Source organism: Bernardetia sp. ABR2-2B, from assembly GCF_037126435.1.
GTDB lineage: Bacteria > Bacteroidota > Bacteroidia > Cytophagales > Bernardetiaceae > Bernardetia.
The window spans coordinates 5,038,820-5,056,278 of sequence record NZ_CP147020.1; the positions used below are offsets into that span (position 1 = coordinate 5,038,820).

Consider the following 17,459-nt stretch of genomic DNA (forward strand, 5'->3'; position numbering starts at 1 on the left):
TTCTACATAAAATTCAAGGGCTTGATTTTTCAAGTCCTTTTTTCATGCAGGTTTTTCTTATAAAAAAGAAAACGCCGTTGTTAATGTTTTAGCGATAGCGACACCAGCAACATCCAAAAACCTTATTTTTCATGAATTATTTTTAAATTTTCAAAACTTTTTGAAACTTTTGAAAGTATAATAGAAGGTAGATGCAATTAATTACTTCAATTTGCTCATAATAAGAAAATTAGTAGTAGTTTTGCATAAAAATATTTAAAACATATTTTTATTATCAAGGTTAGTAAGCCGTATTTTGTGTCTATTATCATACATCTTATTGCTGATTACTGTTTTTATATGTTTATAGTAAAGACAGATTTTTACATAAAAAAACGAATATGGAATTAATTTCAGGATTTTCGAAACTCTCAAAAGAAGAAAAAATTAAATGGATTGCCGAGCAATTAGGTAACTCTTCAGACGAACTGCTCAACGAGTTTAGTAGCTTTTGGCACACTGACCCACACAAGCAAAAAGTCTTTGATGAGTTTAGCGAAAATACACTGACTAACTATTATATGCCTTTTGGTGTAGTTCCAAATGTTATTTTGAATGGCGAAACGTTTGCTGTTCCGATGACAATTGAGGAGAGTTCGGTAGTGGCAGCAGCTTCTAAGGCAGCTAAATTTTGGCAATCACGAGGAGGTTTTCGTTCTGAAATTATTTCTACAAAAAAAATAGGGCAAGTTCATTTTCTTTGGAAGGGCGATTATAATAAAATGTATTGTGTTTTTGATGAAGCAAAAGAGCAAATGCTAAAAGATACAGCTGATATTACCAAAAGTATGCGTCAGCGTGGAGGTGGAATTTTGGATATTGAGCTTTTGGATATGCGCCATTTGGATGATAATTATTATCAAATAAAAGCTACTTTTAATACCTGTGATGCGATGGGTGCAAACTTTATCAATTCTTGCTTGGAGCAATTTGCCAAAACACTTCAAAATTGGGTCGCCTCAAAAGAAATGTTTAACGATGAAGAGAGAGATGCTACAATAATTATGTGTATTCTTTCTAATTATACGCCTGAATGCTTAGTCAAAACGTGGGTAGAGTGTCCAATTGAAGAGCTAGGAGGAAAAGATGGTCTAATCGATGGACTAGATGCCAAAACATTTGCATTCAAATTTCATAAGGCTATCGAAATAGCAAAAAATGATGTTTATCGTGCCACAACACACAACAAAGGAATTTTTAATGGTATTGATGCCGTAGTTTTAGCTACTGGAAATGATTTTAGAGCTGTCGAAGCTTGTGGTCATACATATGCTTCTCGTTCTGGACAGTACAGAAGTCTATCAGATTGTAGCATAGAAAACGGAGTTTTCAAATTTTGGTTAGAAATGCCGATTGCTGTCGGAACTGTTGGAGGACTTACTTCGCTTCATCCACTTTCAAAGCGTTCTTTAGAAATGCTTGGTAATCCGTCTGCGCCAAAACTCATGCAAATTATTTCTACTTTGGGCTTGGCTCAAAATTTTGGTGCAATCAAATCACTTACCACAACAGGAATCCAGAAAGGACACATGAAAATGCACCTTTTGAATATCTTGCGTAATTTTGAAGCAACAGAAAAAGAAGTAAAACAAGCCGTTGAATATTTTAAAGATAATACAGTTTCTTTTAATGCTGTAAGAGAATTTTTAGCGACAGTTCGCACTCATGCTTAACAGTTATCAGTAAGTAGTTACCAGTAATCAGTTAGTTACCTTGAAAGTTTAGATTCGAAGTAATTAACTGATTCTAAAAAAATAAATTCGTAATTGGCTGCACCGAGCTATCGGTTAGCTTCGCTGCTTTGGCAGGTCGTAATTTATCAAAAACCAACAACACACAAGTATTTTTAATAAAAACAACTTTTTACTCTTCCAAAATCTCTTTTTATTTTATGAATCGTTTTCACGGAAATGGAAAACTACTCCTCAGTGGGGAGTATTATGTACTTGATGGTGCGATTGCACTTGCAGTTCCTACCCAAAAAGGACAATTATTACAAGTTAGTTACGCACCTTCAGAGCATCGTGTGTTGCATTGGAAAAGCTATGATAGCAACGGACAAATTTGGTTTGAAGCTCGTTTTGATATTGATACTTTTGAAGCATTAGAAGGCTATGTTTCTCAAAAATCATTAGTTTTACAAAAAATATTGCAGACTACTCGCAAAATTTCAAAGAATTTTTTGGTAGGAAAAGAATCTGTTTTGGTAGAAACATTTTTAGAGTTTCCTCGTCTTTGGGGGTTGGGAAGTAGCTCAACACTTATTCATACTATTGCAAAATGGGCAGGAATAAATGCTTTTGATTTACTTGCCAAAACAATGGGAGGGTCAGGTTATGATGTGGCTTGTGCTGAATCTGAAACACCAATTTTATATGAAAGACATGACGGAATCCCACGTACAATTCCTGTCGATTTCAATCCTCCTTTTAAGGATAATATTTATTTTATCTATTTGGGTAAAAAACAATCCTCTGCCGAAGGAATTTCTTATTATGAAAAGCTAAAAAATATAAAAAGTAAGAAAGATAAATTAGTAAAAGAGCTTTCAGGCATTACACACAAAATTGTAACAGCCACAAAGTTAGAAGAGTTTGAAAAACTAATTGCCAAACATGAAGAAATAATCGCTAAGAACATGAAAATGCAGCGAGTAAAAGAACTTTATTTTTCTGATTATTGGGGCGAAGTAAAGTCACTCGGTGCGTGGGGAGGAGATTTTGTACTCGTTACAAGCCAAAAATCAAAAGAAGAAACACAAGCTTATTTCTTAGAAAAAGGAATGGATACATTTCTGACTTACGATGAAATGGTAAAAGGGTAAAAATTAATTACGGATTACGGATTAAAAATTATGAAACTCTATTCTTTCAATTTTTGAGGGAATAGAGTTTTTTGATGTTACCTTTTTTTCTTTATTTTCTATAAAGCAAGTGAGAAAGTGCTGTATCTAGCTCTTCAAGCTTAATATTTCCTTTAATAAATAAAGAATCACTATTTTCATCTTTTTGTTTCGATATGAATAACATATCAAAATGAACATATAAGTCAGAATGAACTTTAGGCTTTTGATTTAATATTGCTTTGCCATAGATGAGTTTATAATCAGAATCACCTGTACAGCTATAATACACGCCATCACTTATCCAAATAGAATCTTCATAAATAGAAATATCTGTCGTTATTCCAACATAAGCACCAACTTCTGCCATGTTAACTTTGAATGTGTCATTTATAATACCCTTACGAAGTCTTTCGCTATCAAAAAACCACTTTTCTCCTTTATTATAAGTAGTTCTATAAAAATAGAGAGAGTCTTCACTAAAATCATAACCAGCATCATAAATAAGCTGATGTTTTGGTTCTTCTATTTTTTCAATTTCATTTTTTTGAAAGAATGAATTATCAAAAGCATAAAACAAACAAGTTATCATAGAACCCAAAGCAACAATAAGAAATAGTATTTTTTTCATAATTTTATAATTTTCTAGTCTTCATTTCTTTTACCCAATCTAGTTGTTCCTCTAACGACCATTGTATCAATATATTTTCCATTTTCTTCTGCATAAACAAAACTCATATCAAAATAAACATCTTTGCCGTTGTCGATGTCCCACCGACGACTTCCAAAATTTTCATAAAACCATGTTTTCTATCGGTTGTCATCACTTTCAATATCAAAATATAAAATGTAATTTTGTAGTCTTATTGCAATCATAATCAAATTATAAGATGAAAACAAAATTACTCCAACATAGTAAAGTACATAGATTCTCATTTACGTTTTTATTCCTATTTTTATTCCTCTCTGTATCATTTGGACAAACTCGCCCTCCAGTAGCAACTTACTCAGATGTATATTGTGAGGGGAGTCCAATTGTTGTTTCGGCTAGTTCTCCTACTTTTGGTTCTAGTATCGAATGGTATATGTATTCAGATATACGCTCACACTCACCATTTGCCACATCAAAAGATGGTGCTGATTTGATTTTAGATAATGAACTTCCACTACCTGTTGGCACTACTAAAATATATGCTGTTGCTATATCGAATGGAAATAGAAGTGAAGGAGTAGAAGTTCCTATAAATGTGCGTTCTGGTGCTGTTATTCTAGGTATTGCTTCTGATAAGTGTGTGCTTTATAGAGGAGACAACGTAAATCTTTATCCTATTTTATCTGTTGATAGAGCAGAATATACGTATGAGTGGCGAAAAATAGAAACTAAATTACGTGATACCATAGTCTCTCCGATTATTATTGGTCAAGAAAAGATTCTTTCCAAAACTTCATTACGAGAAGATGATGCAGGAATTTATGAAGTTACCGTTTGGAATGAAAATAAAACCTGTGCTACTGTTTCTAAAATACATTTAGTTATCAGAGATGTCTGTATGCCTACTTATCCTATTGATAATTCAGGACTTGATCTTAGTCAAGGTCGTACTTATGTTTATATAACACCAGGTCGTGGAAGATATTATATTTCTACTGACGAGAATGGAGTTTTTAATTTTCGTTTAGAGGAAAGATATAGAAACAAAGATTTAGATGTAGCTATTTTTTTGGAAGATGGCTGTCAAGTTGGAAAAACGACATTAAGACAAACCATCGGAACAAGTTGGTATAGTTTGAACTTGAACCCAATATGTACTCCAAACAAGAAGTACCTTATGAAAATGACTTCAAGTACAGGTGATACGTATGAAATACCTATAAAATTTAATATCTCTGAACTTAAAAATAAAATATACAGACAATCTGATTCTTATTGTCCTAATCTTGAAATGTTTGTTTCCTCTAGTGTAGATGGTGGAGCAATAAAAAGTAGTATCACTTGGTTTAGAACAACAACAAATTCAATAACAGAACTCCCCGATGAAACAAGCAATTGGGAAACAGTAAGTATTTATAAAAGCGAAAAAACCATGGTAAGTGGTTCTAGGTTGATATATTATACCGAAAAAGAAAATGTTCAATGGTTCAAATCATTAGTTATAGATGGAAGAGGATGTGTTGTTGAGAGTGAACCTGTATATATTGAAAAAGAAACAGGAACTCAAAATAGGTTTAAAATTCCTAGAACAAGGGATTTACTTCCAAAAGCAGAATTTGTCGGTACAGAGCAAGAGTCTTCTCTTTTAAAAGGCATTGAAGTCAAGTTATCTAGATTTTCCAAAAATAGCCGTGATGTAACTCCTGTTGTAATTTCTATTCTAAATGCTGATGGTACAGGCTCTTCCCCAGGTAGTCTAATAAAATCTTTTACCCTAGATGCGAGTGATTTTAATAGGATTCTTTATAATAGAGACAAGGCATTTATTTTTGACGAGCCTTTACGAGTTCCTAAAGATTTTTATATAAGTATAAATGCAAATAGCAATTCTATTATCTTATCAGCAAGATGTAATATAGCTCAAAATAGAGCTTGGGAAAGAAAACTAGACGGCTCTTGGATTCCATTGTCAGCACCAATTTCTTCTGGAGGACTTGGTTTTGCTACTTCTTACGTAATCAATCCAGTATTCTATGTAAAGCCAAAGGCTAATTTTGTTGCTAGTTTTGATTTGGCATATCAATATGAGGAAGTTACCTTCTTTGATATTTCTGAAGCTGACCCAGAAACATATGACTGGACATTTGAAGGAGCAAGTACCAGTACGGATTCAATAGCAAATCCAACAGCCACGTATTCTCAAAAAGGAGAATACGATGTTTCCTTAAAAACAGGTAATATATCAGGAACTGACAGTCTTTTGAAACCAAATTATATCAAAGTCTTGGAAAATTATTCTATAAGAAAGAATACATATACACAGCTTTACGCAGCAGAGAGAGATCAAGAATATGAAAATGGACAAGAAAAATATAGAGCAAAAGGAGAATATTTTGTAGGTAATGAAGAAGGCGATTATTTGCAAGGAGTGGAAATGAAATTATCTTATCTACGTGTTCCTAGTTATGGTAACTGGGAGAGAACACTGCCTATATATTTGATGTCTGTTGATAGTATAGATAAAAAACCTTATCAAATAATAGATTCAATGTCCGTGCCTTTTGATTACATCGAAAAGGCAATTGAAAATCAAAGATTTATAAGGTTCAAATGGAAAGAAGCTATCGCCCTTCCTTCTGAATTTTTCATTGTGGTAGCTATAAAGTATGCTACTGATTTGAAATATGCAATTCCTTATGGTAAGGCAAATGAAGATATAGATAAAAGTACAGCATGGATTCAACTCAAAGACGGTACTTGGGAACTATCTGAGGGAATGAGGTTTAGCTCTATATCTCATGCTATATATCCTATAACAACTCGTTATAAAATACTTTCTTCAGAAGAGAATAACCTATTTTCTTATTCGATAGAATTATTTCCTAACCCAGCTTCTGATTTTATAGAAATAAAATCTTTTGAAATATCATTGAACAAATACTCTATTGTTAATATTTTGGGAGCAACTGTTAAGCAGGGATATTTATCAGAGCAAAATACTATTGATATAAGTAGGTTTAATAAAGGATTATATTTTATTCGTTTTATGACAGATAAAGGTGTAATCACAAAAAGATTTATAGTAAAATAATGATTCTATTTAGAGCTTGTTTAAATTTTTATTTTACTAGTGAAAATGAGAAAATTTTTGACTTATCAAGGCATTTTTGAGGAGAATACGAACTATTTAACGAAGAAATAACGCAGATATAGACTAAAATTTACCATTTGTAGAATTTTAAACAAGCTCTTAATATAATTCAAACTCCATTCTTTCAATTTCATATTGGAGGAATGGAGTTTTTTGGGAAGAAAAATAAACTATTCTTTTTACGTAAAATCATAATTTTGAAACTATGAAATTCAGAACCGAACTAAATCCAATTCCATTACAAAAAAGAATAAATTTATCGAACAAAATAGTTGCGATGGGTTCTTGTTTTTCAGAAAATATTGGACAAAAACTAATTGATAATAAGTTTGAAACATTAATCAATCCTTTTGGTGTAATTTTTAATCCTCTCTCCGTAATTCAACTTTTAGAATGGATAATGGAAGATAAAAATGGAAATATTTTAGAACAAAACCTAGAGAATTATTATATCCAATACGATGAGGTTTTTTATAATTATCATCTTCATTCCAAAATTGCTAGTCAAAATAAAGAAGAATTAAAACAGGTTATAAAAGAAAAAGCAAAACAAACTTATGCTTTTTTAGAACAAGCAGATACAATTATTCTTACTTTCGGAACGGCTTTTATGTATGAGTTGATTGAGAGAAATAATGAAAAATCTGATAAAAAAATACCTATTTCAAATTGTCATAAACAACCAAAAACTCTATTCAATAAAAAACTAATTGACTTAGAAGAAGCAAAAGCAAAATTTGAGCATTTTATCAAAAAATTAAATAGCTTTGGTAAGCGTGAAAAACAGGTTATACTTACAGTCAGTCCTGTTCGTCATTTGAAGGAAGGGTTGGTAGAGAATAATGTTAGTAAATCTATCTTACGAGTTTTGGCACATCATATTTGTCAGAGTGAAATAGAAAATTTTGATAATATAAATTATTTCCCTTCTTACGAACTCGTTTTAGATGATTTGCGTGATTATCGTTTTTATGAAGCTGACTTATTACATCCAAATGCCCAAGCAATAAATTATATTTGGGCGAAGTTTGCTGAAAGTTACTTTGATGGTAAAACACAGTTATTTTTAAAAAAGTGGCAAAAAATTCGTTCTTCCTTAGCTCACAAACCATTCTTTCCAAATCGTAAAACACATAAAAATTTTACTCAAAAATTGATTTCTGATATAGAAAAAATACAAGAAGAATTTAATATTGATATAAAAAATGAAATTGATTTCTTGAAAAATAATGGTTCAAATTTTTCTTAGACTTTACGAGCTAAATAAAATAACTTACCTTTGCACCACTAAAAAAATAGAATACTATCTTAAACATCAAACAAATAAATGGCTTTAATAGAAGAATTAGACAAAGAAGGTAATTTTTTATTCAAACACAGAGGAACTCTTCCCGTACCGTTTGTTTTTGTAGCTTTAGCAATTTATGCTTGGCAATCCTATAATAATGCGTTTCCAGAGTGGTTTCCGTACTACGAATATGTTTGTTTGGCTGTCGGACTTTTGGGACAATTTGTACGAGCCTATACCGTAGGACACACACCAAAAGGAACTTCTGGACGAAATACGAAAGAACAAGTAGCCGAAACGCTCAATACAAGCGGGATTTATTCTGCTGTCAGACACCCACTTTATGTAGGTAATTTTTTGATGTGGCTTGGCGTAGCAATGCTAACAGCTCATTTTTGGTTTATTACTTGCTTTGTTTTGGCGTATTGGCTGTATTATGAGCGTATAATGTATGCAGAAGAGTATTTTTTACGTAACAAATTCGGACAGCAATATTTAGATTGGGCTGAAAATGTTCCTCCTTTTATCCCTCGCTTTTCGAATTTTAATGGTGCAAATTTAGAATTTTCTACAAAAAATGTTTTAAAACGTGAGTACAATGGTTTTTTTGCCTTAATGTTAATCTTTACAGTTTTTATAGGGATTCGTTATTATTTCCAAACATTTACTTACGGACTTCCCAAAGAATGGTATATTATTTTTGGTGTGAGTTTATTGATATTCGGCACACTCAAAATACTAAAAAAGTTTACTAAAGTATTAGATGTAAAAGGTAGATAATGTTTCTATTTTCTACTAAAACTACTTGATGCTGAAGTCTCAAAACAAAATAGTTCTACATTATTTTAAAATATAGAAAATAGAATTGTTTAAGTTAAGTTAAAAGGTCTGTTTTGAACAAAACAACTTGACTTTTTTGTACTCTAATTTTGATTCAAACATTACTCTAAGGATATTTGTAATAGAGTTCAGAATGATACAGTAGTTTCATATAGTTCAAAATTATATTCTTAATTCATTGGGTCTTTTATAATTAGGTCTTTTTAATCTAGCTCATCTTTAGTAAACCTATACGAATGAAAATCAATATCTTCAACCAAACCACTTTTGAGAGTCGCCACAACGGAAAAATTGATACTTCCATTGAACAGATGCTCAATAAAGTAAATGCTTCTTCTATCGAACAGCTCATTTCTGAAACTGTTCCTGCTGATATACGTCTCAAAGAACCTTTAAATTTGCCTTCTGCACTTACAGAAAGCGATTTTATTCATAATCTCCAAAAAATTGCTTCCAAAAATAAAGTATTTCGTTCTTTTATTGGAATGGGATATTATGAAACGCTTGTTCCAACTGTAATTTTAAGAAATATCTTAGAAAATCCAGCTTGGTACACAGCCTACACGCCTTATCAAGCAGAAATTGCACAAGGACGTTTGGAAGCTCTTATCAATTTCCAGACAATGGTCATTGACCTTACAGGAATGGAAATTGCCAATGCCTCACTTTTAGATGAAGCAACGGCAGCAGCAGAGTCAATGCGCTTATTGGAAGCAACAAAGCCAAAGTCTAAGAAAAAGGCAATGAAGTTTTTTGTTTCTAACAAATGTCATCCCCAAACTTTGTCTCTTTTAATAGGACGTGCAGAGCCATTGGGAATAGAATTAGAAATTGGAGATATTACAAAACTTGATGTTACAGATGAAAATCTATTTGGACTTTTACTTCAATATCCAAATACAGATGGTCATATCAAAAATATAAATGCCTTTGTTGCTGCTGCAAAAGAAAATGAAGTTTCTGTAGCTGTTGCCTCTGACCTTTTGGCTCTCACAATGCTTACTCCTCCTGGAGAAATGGGTGCTGATGTAGTCTTTGGTTCGGCTCAACGTTTGGGTGTTCCGATGGGTTATGGTGGTCCTCATGCTGCATTTTTTGCTATTCATGAAAAGAATAAGCGTTTTATGCCCGGTCGTGTGATTGGTCTATCTAAAGATGCTGATGGCAACCCTGCTTATCGTATGGCTCTCCAAACTCGTGAGCAGCATATCAAAAGAGAAAGAGCTACTTCAAATATCTGTACGGCACAGGTTTTACTTTCTGTAATGGCAAGTATGTATGGCGTTTATCATGGAGCAGAAGGGCTAAAAAATATCGCTCATAGAATACATGGTTTTGCAAAAGTTACGCATAAAGTAGTTGAGAAATTAGGGTATGAGGTAGTTTATAATCAATATTTTGATACAATTAAGATAAATACGACGACTAAACAAGCTCAAAAAATAAAAGAACTAGCAGAAAAGAATGAAATAAACCTTCGTTATTTTGAAAACGGAAATATCGGAATTTCTTTTGGAGAACGCACAGAATACGCAGACCTTGAAACCTTATCAGCTATTTTTGCAAGAGCAGCCCACAAAGATTCTTTCAAAGAAGAAATAGCAGAATTTGCTCAAAATATAGAACTGGATTGGGAAGATGCTGTCATTAGAAAGTCTGATTTTATGACACATCCTGTTTTCTCTCTCTACCACACCGAACACGAGATGTTACGCTATATGAAGCGTTTGGAAAACAAAGATTTATCATTGGTTCATTCTATGATTTCTTTGGGTTCTTGTACAATGAAGCTCAATGCCACAACAGAGATGATTCCTGTTACGTGGTCAGAATTTGGACAGATTCATCCGTTTGCTCCTTTCGGACAAGCAGAAGGCTACAAAGAACTGACAGATAACCTTCGTACTTGGCTTTGTGAGATTACTGGTTTTGATGATGTTTCTCTACAACCTAACTCTGGAGCGCAGGGTGAATATGCAGGACTTATGGCTATTCGTGGTTATCACGTTGGTAATGGAGATACGCACAGAAACATTGCTATTATTCCTTCATCGGCTCACGGAACAAATCCAGCGAGTGCAGTTATGGCAGGAATGAAAGTAGTGATTACAAAATGCGATGAAAATGGAAATATTGATGTAGAAGATTTGAAAGCAAAAGTAGAAAAACACAAAGAAAATTTATCGTGTTTGATGGTAACCTATCCTTCTACACACGGAGTTTTTGAAGAGGCAATTATAGAAATTTGTGATATTATCCATCAAAATGGTGGTCGTGTTTATATGGACGGCGCAAATATGAATGCACAGGTAGGCTTAACTTCTCCTGCTAATATTGGTGCAGACGTTTGTCATTTGAACTTACACAAAACGTTTTGTATTCCTCACGGTGGTGGAGGTCCAGGAATGGGTCCTATCGGTGTTGTGAAAGATTTAGCTCCTTACTTGCCATCGCATCCAGTAGTTGAGATTCGTGGAAAGGTTGGAGAAAATGGTGCAGGTCATCCTATTTCGGCAGCTCCTTATGGAAGTGCTTCTATTTTGCTTATTTCGTATGCCTATATCGCAATGATGGGAGGCGACGGACTGACAAGAGCAACAGAAAGAGCTATTTTGAATGCCAATTATATCAAATCTTTATTGGAAGAACATTATCCAATTTTGTATGTAGGTAAAAATGGGCGTTGCGCTCACGAATTTATTTTGGATTGTAGAGGGTTTAAGAAAACAGCAGGTATTGAAGTTGTCGATATTGCAAAACGTTTGATGGATTATGGTTTCCACGCTCCGACAGTTTCTTTCCCAGTAGCAGGGACAATGATGGTTGAGCCAACAGAAAGTGAAACGAAAGAAGAACTAGACCGTTTTGCACAGGCTATGATTCAGATTCGCAAGGAAATTCAAGAAATTGAAGACAGAGATTCGGATGCAACAGATAACGTAATGAAAAATGCTCCTCACACAGCAGGACGACTTTTGGCAGATGAATGGAATTTCCCTTATTCTCGTCAGAAGGCAGTTTATCCATTAGAATGGGTAAAAGAACGCAAGTTTTGGGTTTCGGTGAGTCGCATAGATGATGCCTATGGCGATAGAAATCTAGTTTGTAGTTGTATTCCTGTTGAAGAATATGAAGAAAGAGAATTGGCAGAAGTGAAGTAATTTTATTTTATTATTTCAAATAAATATATAAACGCAATTTTTCAATTTATTTTGAGGAATTGCGTTTTTTCTGACGTAATTTAGCTTTCTATAAAAAAACATAACTTTATTATGAAAAGAGCATTCGTTATATTACTTATACTTTCTTTATCTTCTTGTATTAATTCAGAGAATAAAGTAAAGTTTTTAGAGAGAATGGGTACAGTGAAAGGTTCTGGAGGAACTAATGTTTATTATAACCATTATTTATTTATTGGAGATAGTTCATTAGATTCTTATTTAGATGTCGCTAGACAATATGCTGATACTTGTCTATTAGATACTCCTATAGCATCTGTTACTTTTATAGATGAGAGTGATGGAGCTAGTTATAATGATGATGCGATGTGGTATTCTAGTCCTAGATTTACAAAGGTTAGAGTATCTAAGTCAAATATTAAAGATACAGGTTTTTCAAAAATACAATATTACTTAGAGGATGAAATAAAAGTTATAGAAATAAAGAATGGAGTGATAAAAGACACTCATCAGAAAAATCTTTACTAGACAGAAAGGGAGAAAAGCAACAAAAATTACAATAGTTGTTTACCATTTCTTCTGTTACTCTCTGTAAAAATGCAAAACTCAATTTCAATTTATTTTGAGGAATTGCATTTTTACAATAAACTCTATTGATTTCATTGTAATTACCCCATTTATGAAAGTAACTTTAATTCTACTTCTAATTTTCATTACTTTTCACTCTTGTACCTCTGTTTCAAATAAGAATAATGCAGAACAATCAAATTTAGAAGAAGTAAATAATTTTGATTCTTTATTGAAATCAGATACTCTGAAATATCTAAAATATAGCTTTGTAGATTATGAAACTTACGACAAAAAATATTGGGATAGAATAGATACAGTATTTGATACTGGTTCTATAATTTTGATTCAAAAAGGTAAATCTTGTAGAGAGTATATATGTGTCGCAACAGAATCCATTACAATAGACAAAAAAATAAATAGAGTTACAAAATTTTCTAATACAGGTTCTGGAGATTTAGGAAGAAGTGTGAGTTATATTTATAATGAGAAAAAACAGCTTATACAATACATAGAGAACTCTCAAAATATAGAAAATGCTACAATTTATAATTTAGGATATGACAAAAAGGGACAACTTAAAAATGTAGTTTTAAAAGAACTAAAAGACGTACATTCTAGTTTTCGTAAATTTAATTTTTAGGATTTTTTCTTGTAATTTTCAAGATTTCAAAAAAATACGTTTTTTCCTTATCTGACTTTACGTATTTCCACCGTTGTTGGCGTTTTAGTGAAGCAACACCAACACCACCGACAACATAACCACACATCAAAATCGCTCTCTATAATCTACCAAAAACTCAAAATCGTTGATTTCTTCTTCATAAAATTTAGCAGAAGAATAGTAATAAGCGACATAATCGGTTGCCAAATTCCATTTACCTGCTGTTGGGTTATAATGAATATAATCTAATTTTTGTTCTAGTATTTTTTTGGAATATAGAATAATAGGCAAACTATTACGCTGCCAAAATTGATATTTTCTATCTTCCTGATTAGAAGCAAAACGAGGAAGTACCTGAGGATAATGAGTTTTTAAATCTTTCAAAAATTCGTGAGCTGTATGTTTCATAAAGCTCACATGTGGCATTTCCTTTCCATTTTTCTCTATCATTTCCCAAATTAGATGAATATGATTTGGCATTATTACAAAACCATATACTTTTATTTTTCCATTTTTAGATAGATGATTCAAACTGTCTAAAATGACCTTCTTGTATTTATCCATTTTTAGCAAATATTCCCAATTTAAAATACTGGCTGTATGAAAATAAACTTCTCCAAGCTCCATGGTAGGAAATGAGGGCATAATTTTGTGGTTTTCTGTCGTCGGTGGGGACACCGACAACGGCAGGGTCGTAAAGGTATCGGAAATGGCAGAGTAAAACCGAATATAGTTATTTTTTCTTTTCTGTAATGGAAGAAAGAACTATTTTTTGCAGCTTTTTATCCTCAACGACGCTTTTAAGCTCGTTGACGGTTGGAGATAAAATAAACCGTCGTTGAGACTTCGCCGTCAACGAGGATTTACAAAATTATTGGTGTCGTAATTAATCACAGCGATACCAACAAGGATTTTTCATAGTGTATTTTATAGTTTTTTCCTTCGTAGGAACATTTTTAAAATCTATGTTGTTTGTTTTCAATTAGTATGCTATGAAGAAATCAAATCATTTATATCTAAGCTATTCAAAGTGAAAGTTTTTTATAATAAACAACAAACAGCCAAAGTTCTTATTAGTGATTCTCCTAGTGCGAGAAAACCTAAGTTAGTTTTACAGTCTTGGAAAAAATTGGGCTATCCTATTGAAATTATGAAAGTTCGCCCTTTAACTGTGGACGAATTGTGTTTAGCTCATGAGCCTTCTTATGTACAAGGCATCTTGAAAGGGCGTATCAAAAATGGTTTTGGCAACAAAAGTAAAGAAATAGCAAAGAGCTTATTATGGACAAATGGTAGTTTTGTTAGTGCAGCTACTCACGCTTATCAACACCGTGAATCAACATTCTCACCCACCTCTGGCTTTCATCACGCTTGTTATGACCAAGCTGCTGGATTTTGTACCTTTTCTGGTTTAACGATTGCAGCTATTTTGCTAAAAAAACGTTTTGGAGCAAAGAAAATTGGAATCCTAGACCTTGACTCACACTCAGGCGATGGAACTGACCAAACGTTACAAAAAACAGGATATACAGATTTGGTAGAGCATTATTCACTAGGGTATGATGATGTAAATATTTATAACAATCAAGATTGGCTGAATAATCTATCAGATTTGATTCGCAACCGTTTTAGTGATTGTGAAATTCTCTTTTATCAAGCTGGTGTAGATTGTCATATGGATGACCCAGAAGTAGATAGTGGACACTTCACTACTGAGCAAATTGCTGAACGAGAAAGAATTGTTTACACAACTTGTAGAGAGCTAAAGTTACCAGTCGTAACCAATTTGGCAGGAGGCTATCAAAAACCGATTGAGAAAGTAATTCATCTACATAATCTAGTAGCAGTTGCCTTTCACGAAGTAAATCAACAGATATAATCTTATCAAGAGCAAGTGATAAAAAATATTTAAAAAATATATAATCAACTAACTTATTGAAAGTCAATTACTTTTATTAGAAATGAATAAAATACTTGAACTTTTTCAAAAAAACTTTGGTTAGAGAGTTGTATAATCAAAAAAAGCGTGGTACATTTGTATCGTCTTAAGGGCAACACCACAACAAGTTTACAAAAACAAAGACTCTAAAAAGTTTAGTTTTTGTAGAATGTTCTCTAGAGGAATGGCAGAGTGGTCGAATGCGGTGGTCTTGAAAACCATTGTACCGTGAGGTACCGGGGGTTCGAATCCCTCTTCCTCTGCAAGTGTTCAGTTTTCATACTGATAACCGTTTTTATATTAATTTATAAAAACGGTTTTTTTTTGCACATTACTTATGAGTTTCGTTATGGGTTAAAGTAGAGAAGAACAAAAATTAAAGATTGGAAGAATTTGAAACAGAGAAGCACTTTATTTAGTTGTCAGTTCCAATCCTAATAATATGGAAAAATAGGTTATCTCAACTCTCACTTTCTATTATTACAGTATCAAAAGTATTTTACCCTACCATTTATGAAAAAGTGTTCTACAATAATTAATTTATCCTGTAATTTAATTATTCTACTAGTTTTCTTTTCTTATACAAATTGTATTTCTAAAAAGCAAGACAAGCAAGGTTATGTAAAAGAGACTAAAACAGAAATTCAAAAACAAGCTACAAAAGATACGCTAACTGCAGATTCATTACCATTATTTCAAGAAAATACACAAATCTATTATGCAGAAAAAATAGAAGCTCTTAATCTAAAAAATCATATCGAACTACTTTCATCAGAAAGTTTTGAAGGACGCAGAGTAGGAGAACGAGGACAAAAAATGGCTGGGTTATACATTCAAGATTTTTTTATAAAGAATAATCTTGAAGCATCTGTACCGACTGATTTGGGCAAACGTTATATACAAGAGTTCGAAATAGAAAAAAGCAAAATTTCTACAGTAACAATCAAAACAAATATACAAGAAAAGAATATTGTCTATCAGAATAAAGAACACTTTCTAGCTAATCCATTGACTTATTTACACAGTGAAAATGAGTTGAATGTAATCTTGACAGGATATTCTATTTTGCCAAACGAACAAATTAATGGGCGTGGAATAGCTTTATTATTAGATACTGATGATAAAGAAACTATTTTTTATTCGAATCAAGATTGGAATGAAAAAATGGAAAAACAAATCCTTTCAGCTCAAAAAGCAGGAGCAAAAGCTGTTTTTTTTGTTTTGACAAACTCAGATAATTTTAAAGTAAATACTAAAAGACTTCAAAAAAATAAGTATCTCAATAAAGAGTTTTATACGTTGAAGACAGAAAAAAGTATTGGTGTATATTTTCTTTCAATGGAAACAGCAGCACAATTATTTGAATACTCGGAGCAAGAATGGGAAGAGTTAGTAGAACAGTTTCAAGAAAATAGTATTCCATCAAATCTTCCTTATGCAACTATTTCTATACAAGTAAAAAAAGAAAATTCAGCAACACTGACTACTGAAAATATTGTTGGTTTTGTAGAGGGAACGAGCTTAAAAGAAGAAATAATAATAATTTCAGCACATTATGACCATTTAGGACAAACTAAAAATAAAGCTAATTTCTTTGCAGGAGCAGATGATAACGCCTCGGGAGTAGCTGCTCTTATGGAACTTGCAAAAACGTTTGCTACGGCTAAAGAAGATGGTTTTGCTCCCAAAAGAAGTATTTTATTTCTGACAACTAGTGGGGAAGAAGTAGGAATGTTAGGCTCATCTTACTATACTGATATTGCTCCTCTATTTCCTATCTCAAATAGTATTACAAACTTAAATATTGATATGATTGGAAGAGAATATATCCCAAAAAATAAATATTCCTCTAATGATTACGTAAGTATTGTAGGTTCAGATTGGGTATCTCCTGTTCTGCATTATACGCATGAAAAGGCAAACGAATCATTTACCAAGCTCAATCTAGATTATAGTTATAACTCAAAATCCCACCCTGAAGAGTTTTTTTATCGCTCCGACCAATACAGTTTTGCAAAATATGATATTCCTGTCATTTTTTATACAAGTCCTGACCATAAAGACTATCATAAAGTAAGTGATACAGCCGATAAAATAGACTATCAGCGAGTAGAAAATGTTACAAAACTTATATTTCACACAACTTGGCAACTTGCTAATCAAGAAAAAAGTCCTAAAAAAATAGAAAAAAACGTTTTTAAAGACCAAAACTAACTTTTTCGTGCTTTTGAAATACTTTATTACAAGTAATTGTATGGATTATTCTCTAATTTTGCACAATTATTTATTTACTACACT

At 32.4% G+C, this 17,459-nt stretch carries 12 protein-coding genes and 1 tRNA gene; 11 read left to right on the top strand and 2 right to left on the bottom strand.

The window, feature by feature from the left end; genetic code table 11:
* Positions 1-380 precede the first annotated feature (380 nt).
* Both WAF17_RS21230 and WAF17_RS21235 read left to right on the top strand, forming a co-directional pair.
* Complete coding sequence (locus tag WAF17_RS21230) at positions 381-1,712, top strand: hydroxymethylglutaryl-CoA reductase (RefSeq protein ID WP_338764198.1); 1,332 nt, start codon at positions 381-383, stop codon at positions 1,710-1,712.
* Positions 1,713-1,930: 218 nt separating this feature from the next.
* Positions 1,931-2,863 carry a GYDIA family GHMP kinase gene (locus tag WAF17_RS21235; protein WP_338764200.1) on the top strand — a complete coding sequence of 311 codons (933 nt, stop codon included), beginning with the start codon at positions 1,931-1,933 and terminating at the stop codon, positions 2,861-2,863.
* Positions 2,864-2,954: 91 nt separating this feature from the next.
* Here the strand turns inward: WAF17_RS21235 and WAF17_RS21240 are convergent, their stop codons facing one another.
* Entirely contained in the window at positions 2,955-3,512 is a 558-nt protein-coding gene (locus WAF17_RS21240) for a hypothetical protein (protein WP_338764202.1), read from the bottom strand.
* 259 nt (positions 3,513-3,771) lie between these two features.
* Between WAF17_RS21240 and WAF17_RS21245 the strand changes: the two genes are divergently transcribed.
* The 6 genes from WAF17_RS21245 (at position 3,772) to WAF17_RS21270 (ending at position 13,201) form a co-directional block, all read left to right on the top strand.
* A complete protein-coding gene (locus WAF17_RS21245; protein WP_338764206.1) occupies positions 3,772-6,624 on the top strand; it encodes a T9SS type A sorting domain-containing protein in 2,853 nt (950 codons plus the stop codon).
* A gap of 265 nt (positions 6,625-6,889) precedes the next feature.
* Positions 6,890-7,933, top strand: a complete 1,044-nt coding sequence (locus WAF17_RS21250) for a GSCFA domain-containing protein (protein WP_338764209.1) — start codon at positions 6,890-6,892, stop codon at positions 7,931-7,933.
* 78 nt (positions 7,934-8,011) lie between these two features.
* Entirely contained in the window at positions 8,012-8,752 is a 741-nt protein-coding gene (locus WAF17_RS21255; RefSeq protein WP_338764211.1) for an isoprenylcysteine carboxylmethyltransferase family protein, read from the top strand.
* Between the two features lie 296 nt (positions 8,753-9,048).
* The gene (gcvP, locus tag WAF17_RS21260; protein ID WP_338764213.1) at positions 9,049-11,973 is read left to right on the top strand and encodes an aminomethyl-transferring glycine dehydrogenase; all 2,925 of its coding nucleotides are present in this window, start codon (positions 9,049-9,051) and stop codon (positions 11,971-11,973) included.
* Between the two features lie 111 nt (positions 11,974-12,084).
* The gene (locus tag WAF17_RS21265) at positions 12,085-12,519 is read left to right on the top strand and encodes a hypothetical protein (protein ID WP_338764215.1); all 435 of its coding nucleotides are present in this window, start codon (positions 12,085-12,087) and stop codon (positions 12,517-12,519) included.
* A 151-nt stretch (positions 12,520-12,670) separates the two neighbouring features.
* Positions 12,671-13,201 carry a hypothetical protein gene (locus WAF17_RS21270; protein ID WP_338764217.1) on the top strand — a complete coding sequence of 177 codons (531 nt, stop codon included), beginning with the start codon at positions 12,671-12,673 and terminating at the stop codon, positions 13,199-13,201.
* Positions 13,202-13,327: 126 nt separating this feature from the next.
* Here WAF17_RS21270 and WAF17_RS21275 read toward each other — a convergent pair whose 3' ends face one another.
* On the bottom strand, positions 13,328-13,867 hold the full coding sequence (locus WAF17_RS21275) for a transposase (protein ID WP_338764219.1): 540 nt from the start codon (positions 13,865-13,867) through the stop codon (positions 13,328-13,330).
* 385 nt (positions 13,868-14,252) lie between these two features.
* Between WAF17_RS21275 and WAF17_RS21280 the strand changes: the two genes are divergently transcribed.
* The 3 genes from WAF17_RS21280 (at position 14,253) to WAF17_RS21290 (ending at position 17,375) form a co-directional block, all read left to right on the top strand.
* Positions 14,253-15,101 carry a histone deacetylase gene (locus WAF17_RS21280; protein WP_338764222.1) on the top strand — a complete coding sequence of 283 codons (849 nt, stop codon included), beginning with the start codon at positions 14,253-14,255 and terminating at the stop codon, positions 15,099-15,101.
* A gap of 238 nt (positions 15,102-15,339) precedes the next feature.
* A tRNA-Ser gene (locus WAF17_RS21285) sits at positions 15,340-15,424 on the top strand.
* A 250-nt stretch (positions 15,425-15,674) separates the two neighbouring features.
* Entirely contained in the window at positions 15,675-17,375 is a 1,701-nt protein-coding gene (locus WAF17_RS21290) for a M28 family peptidase (protein ID WP_338764224.1), read from the top strand.
* Positions 17,376-17,459 lie beyond the last annotated feature (84 nt).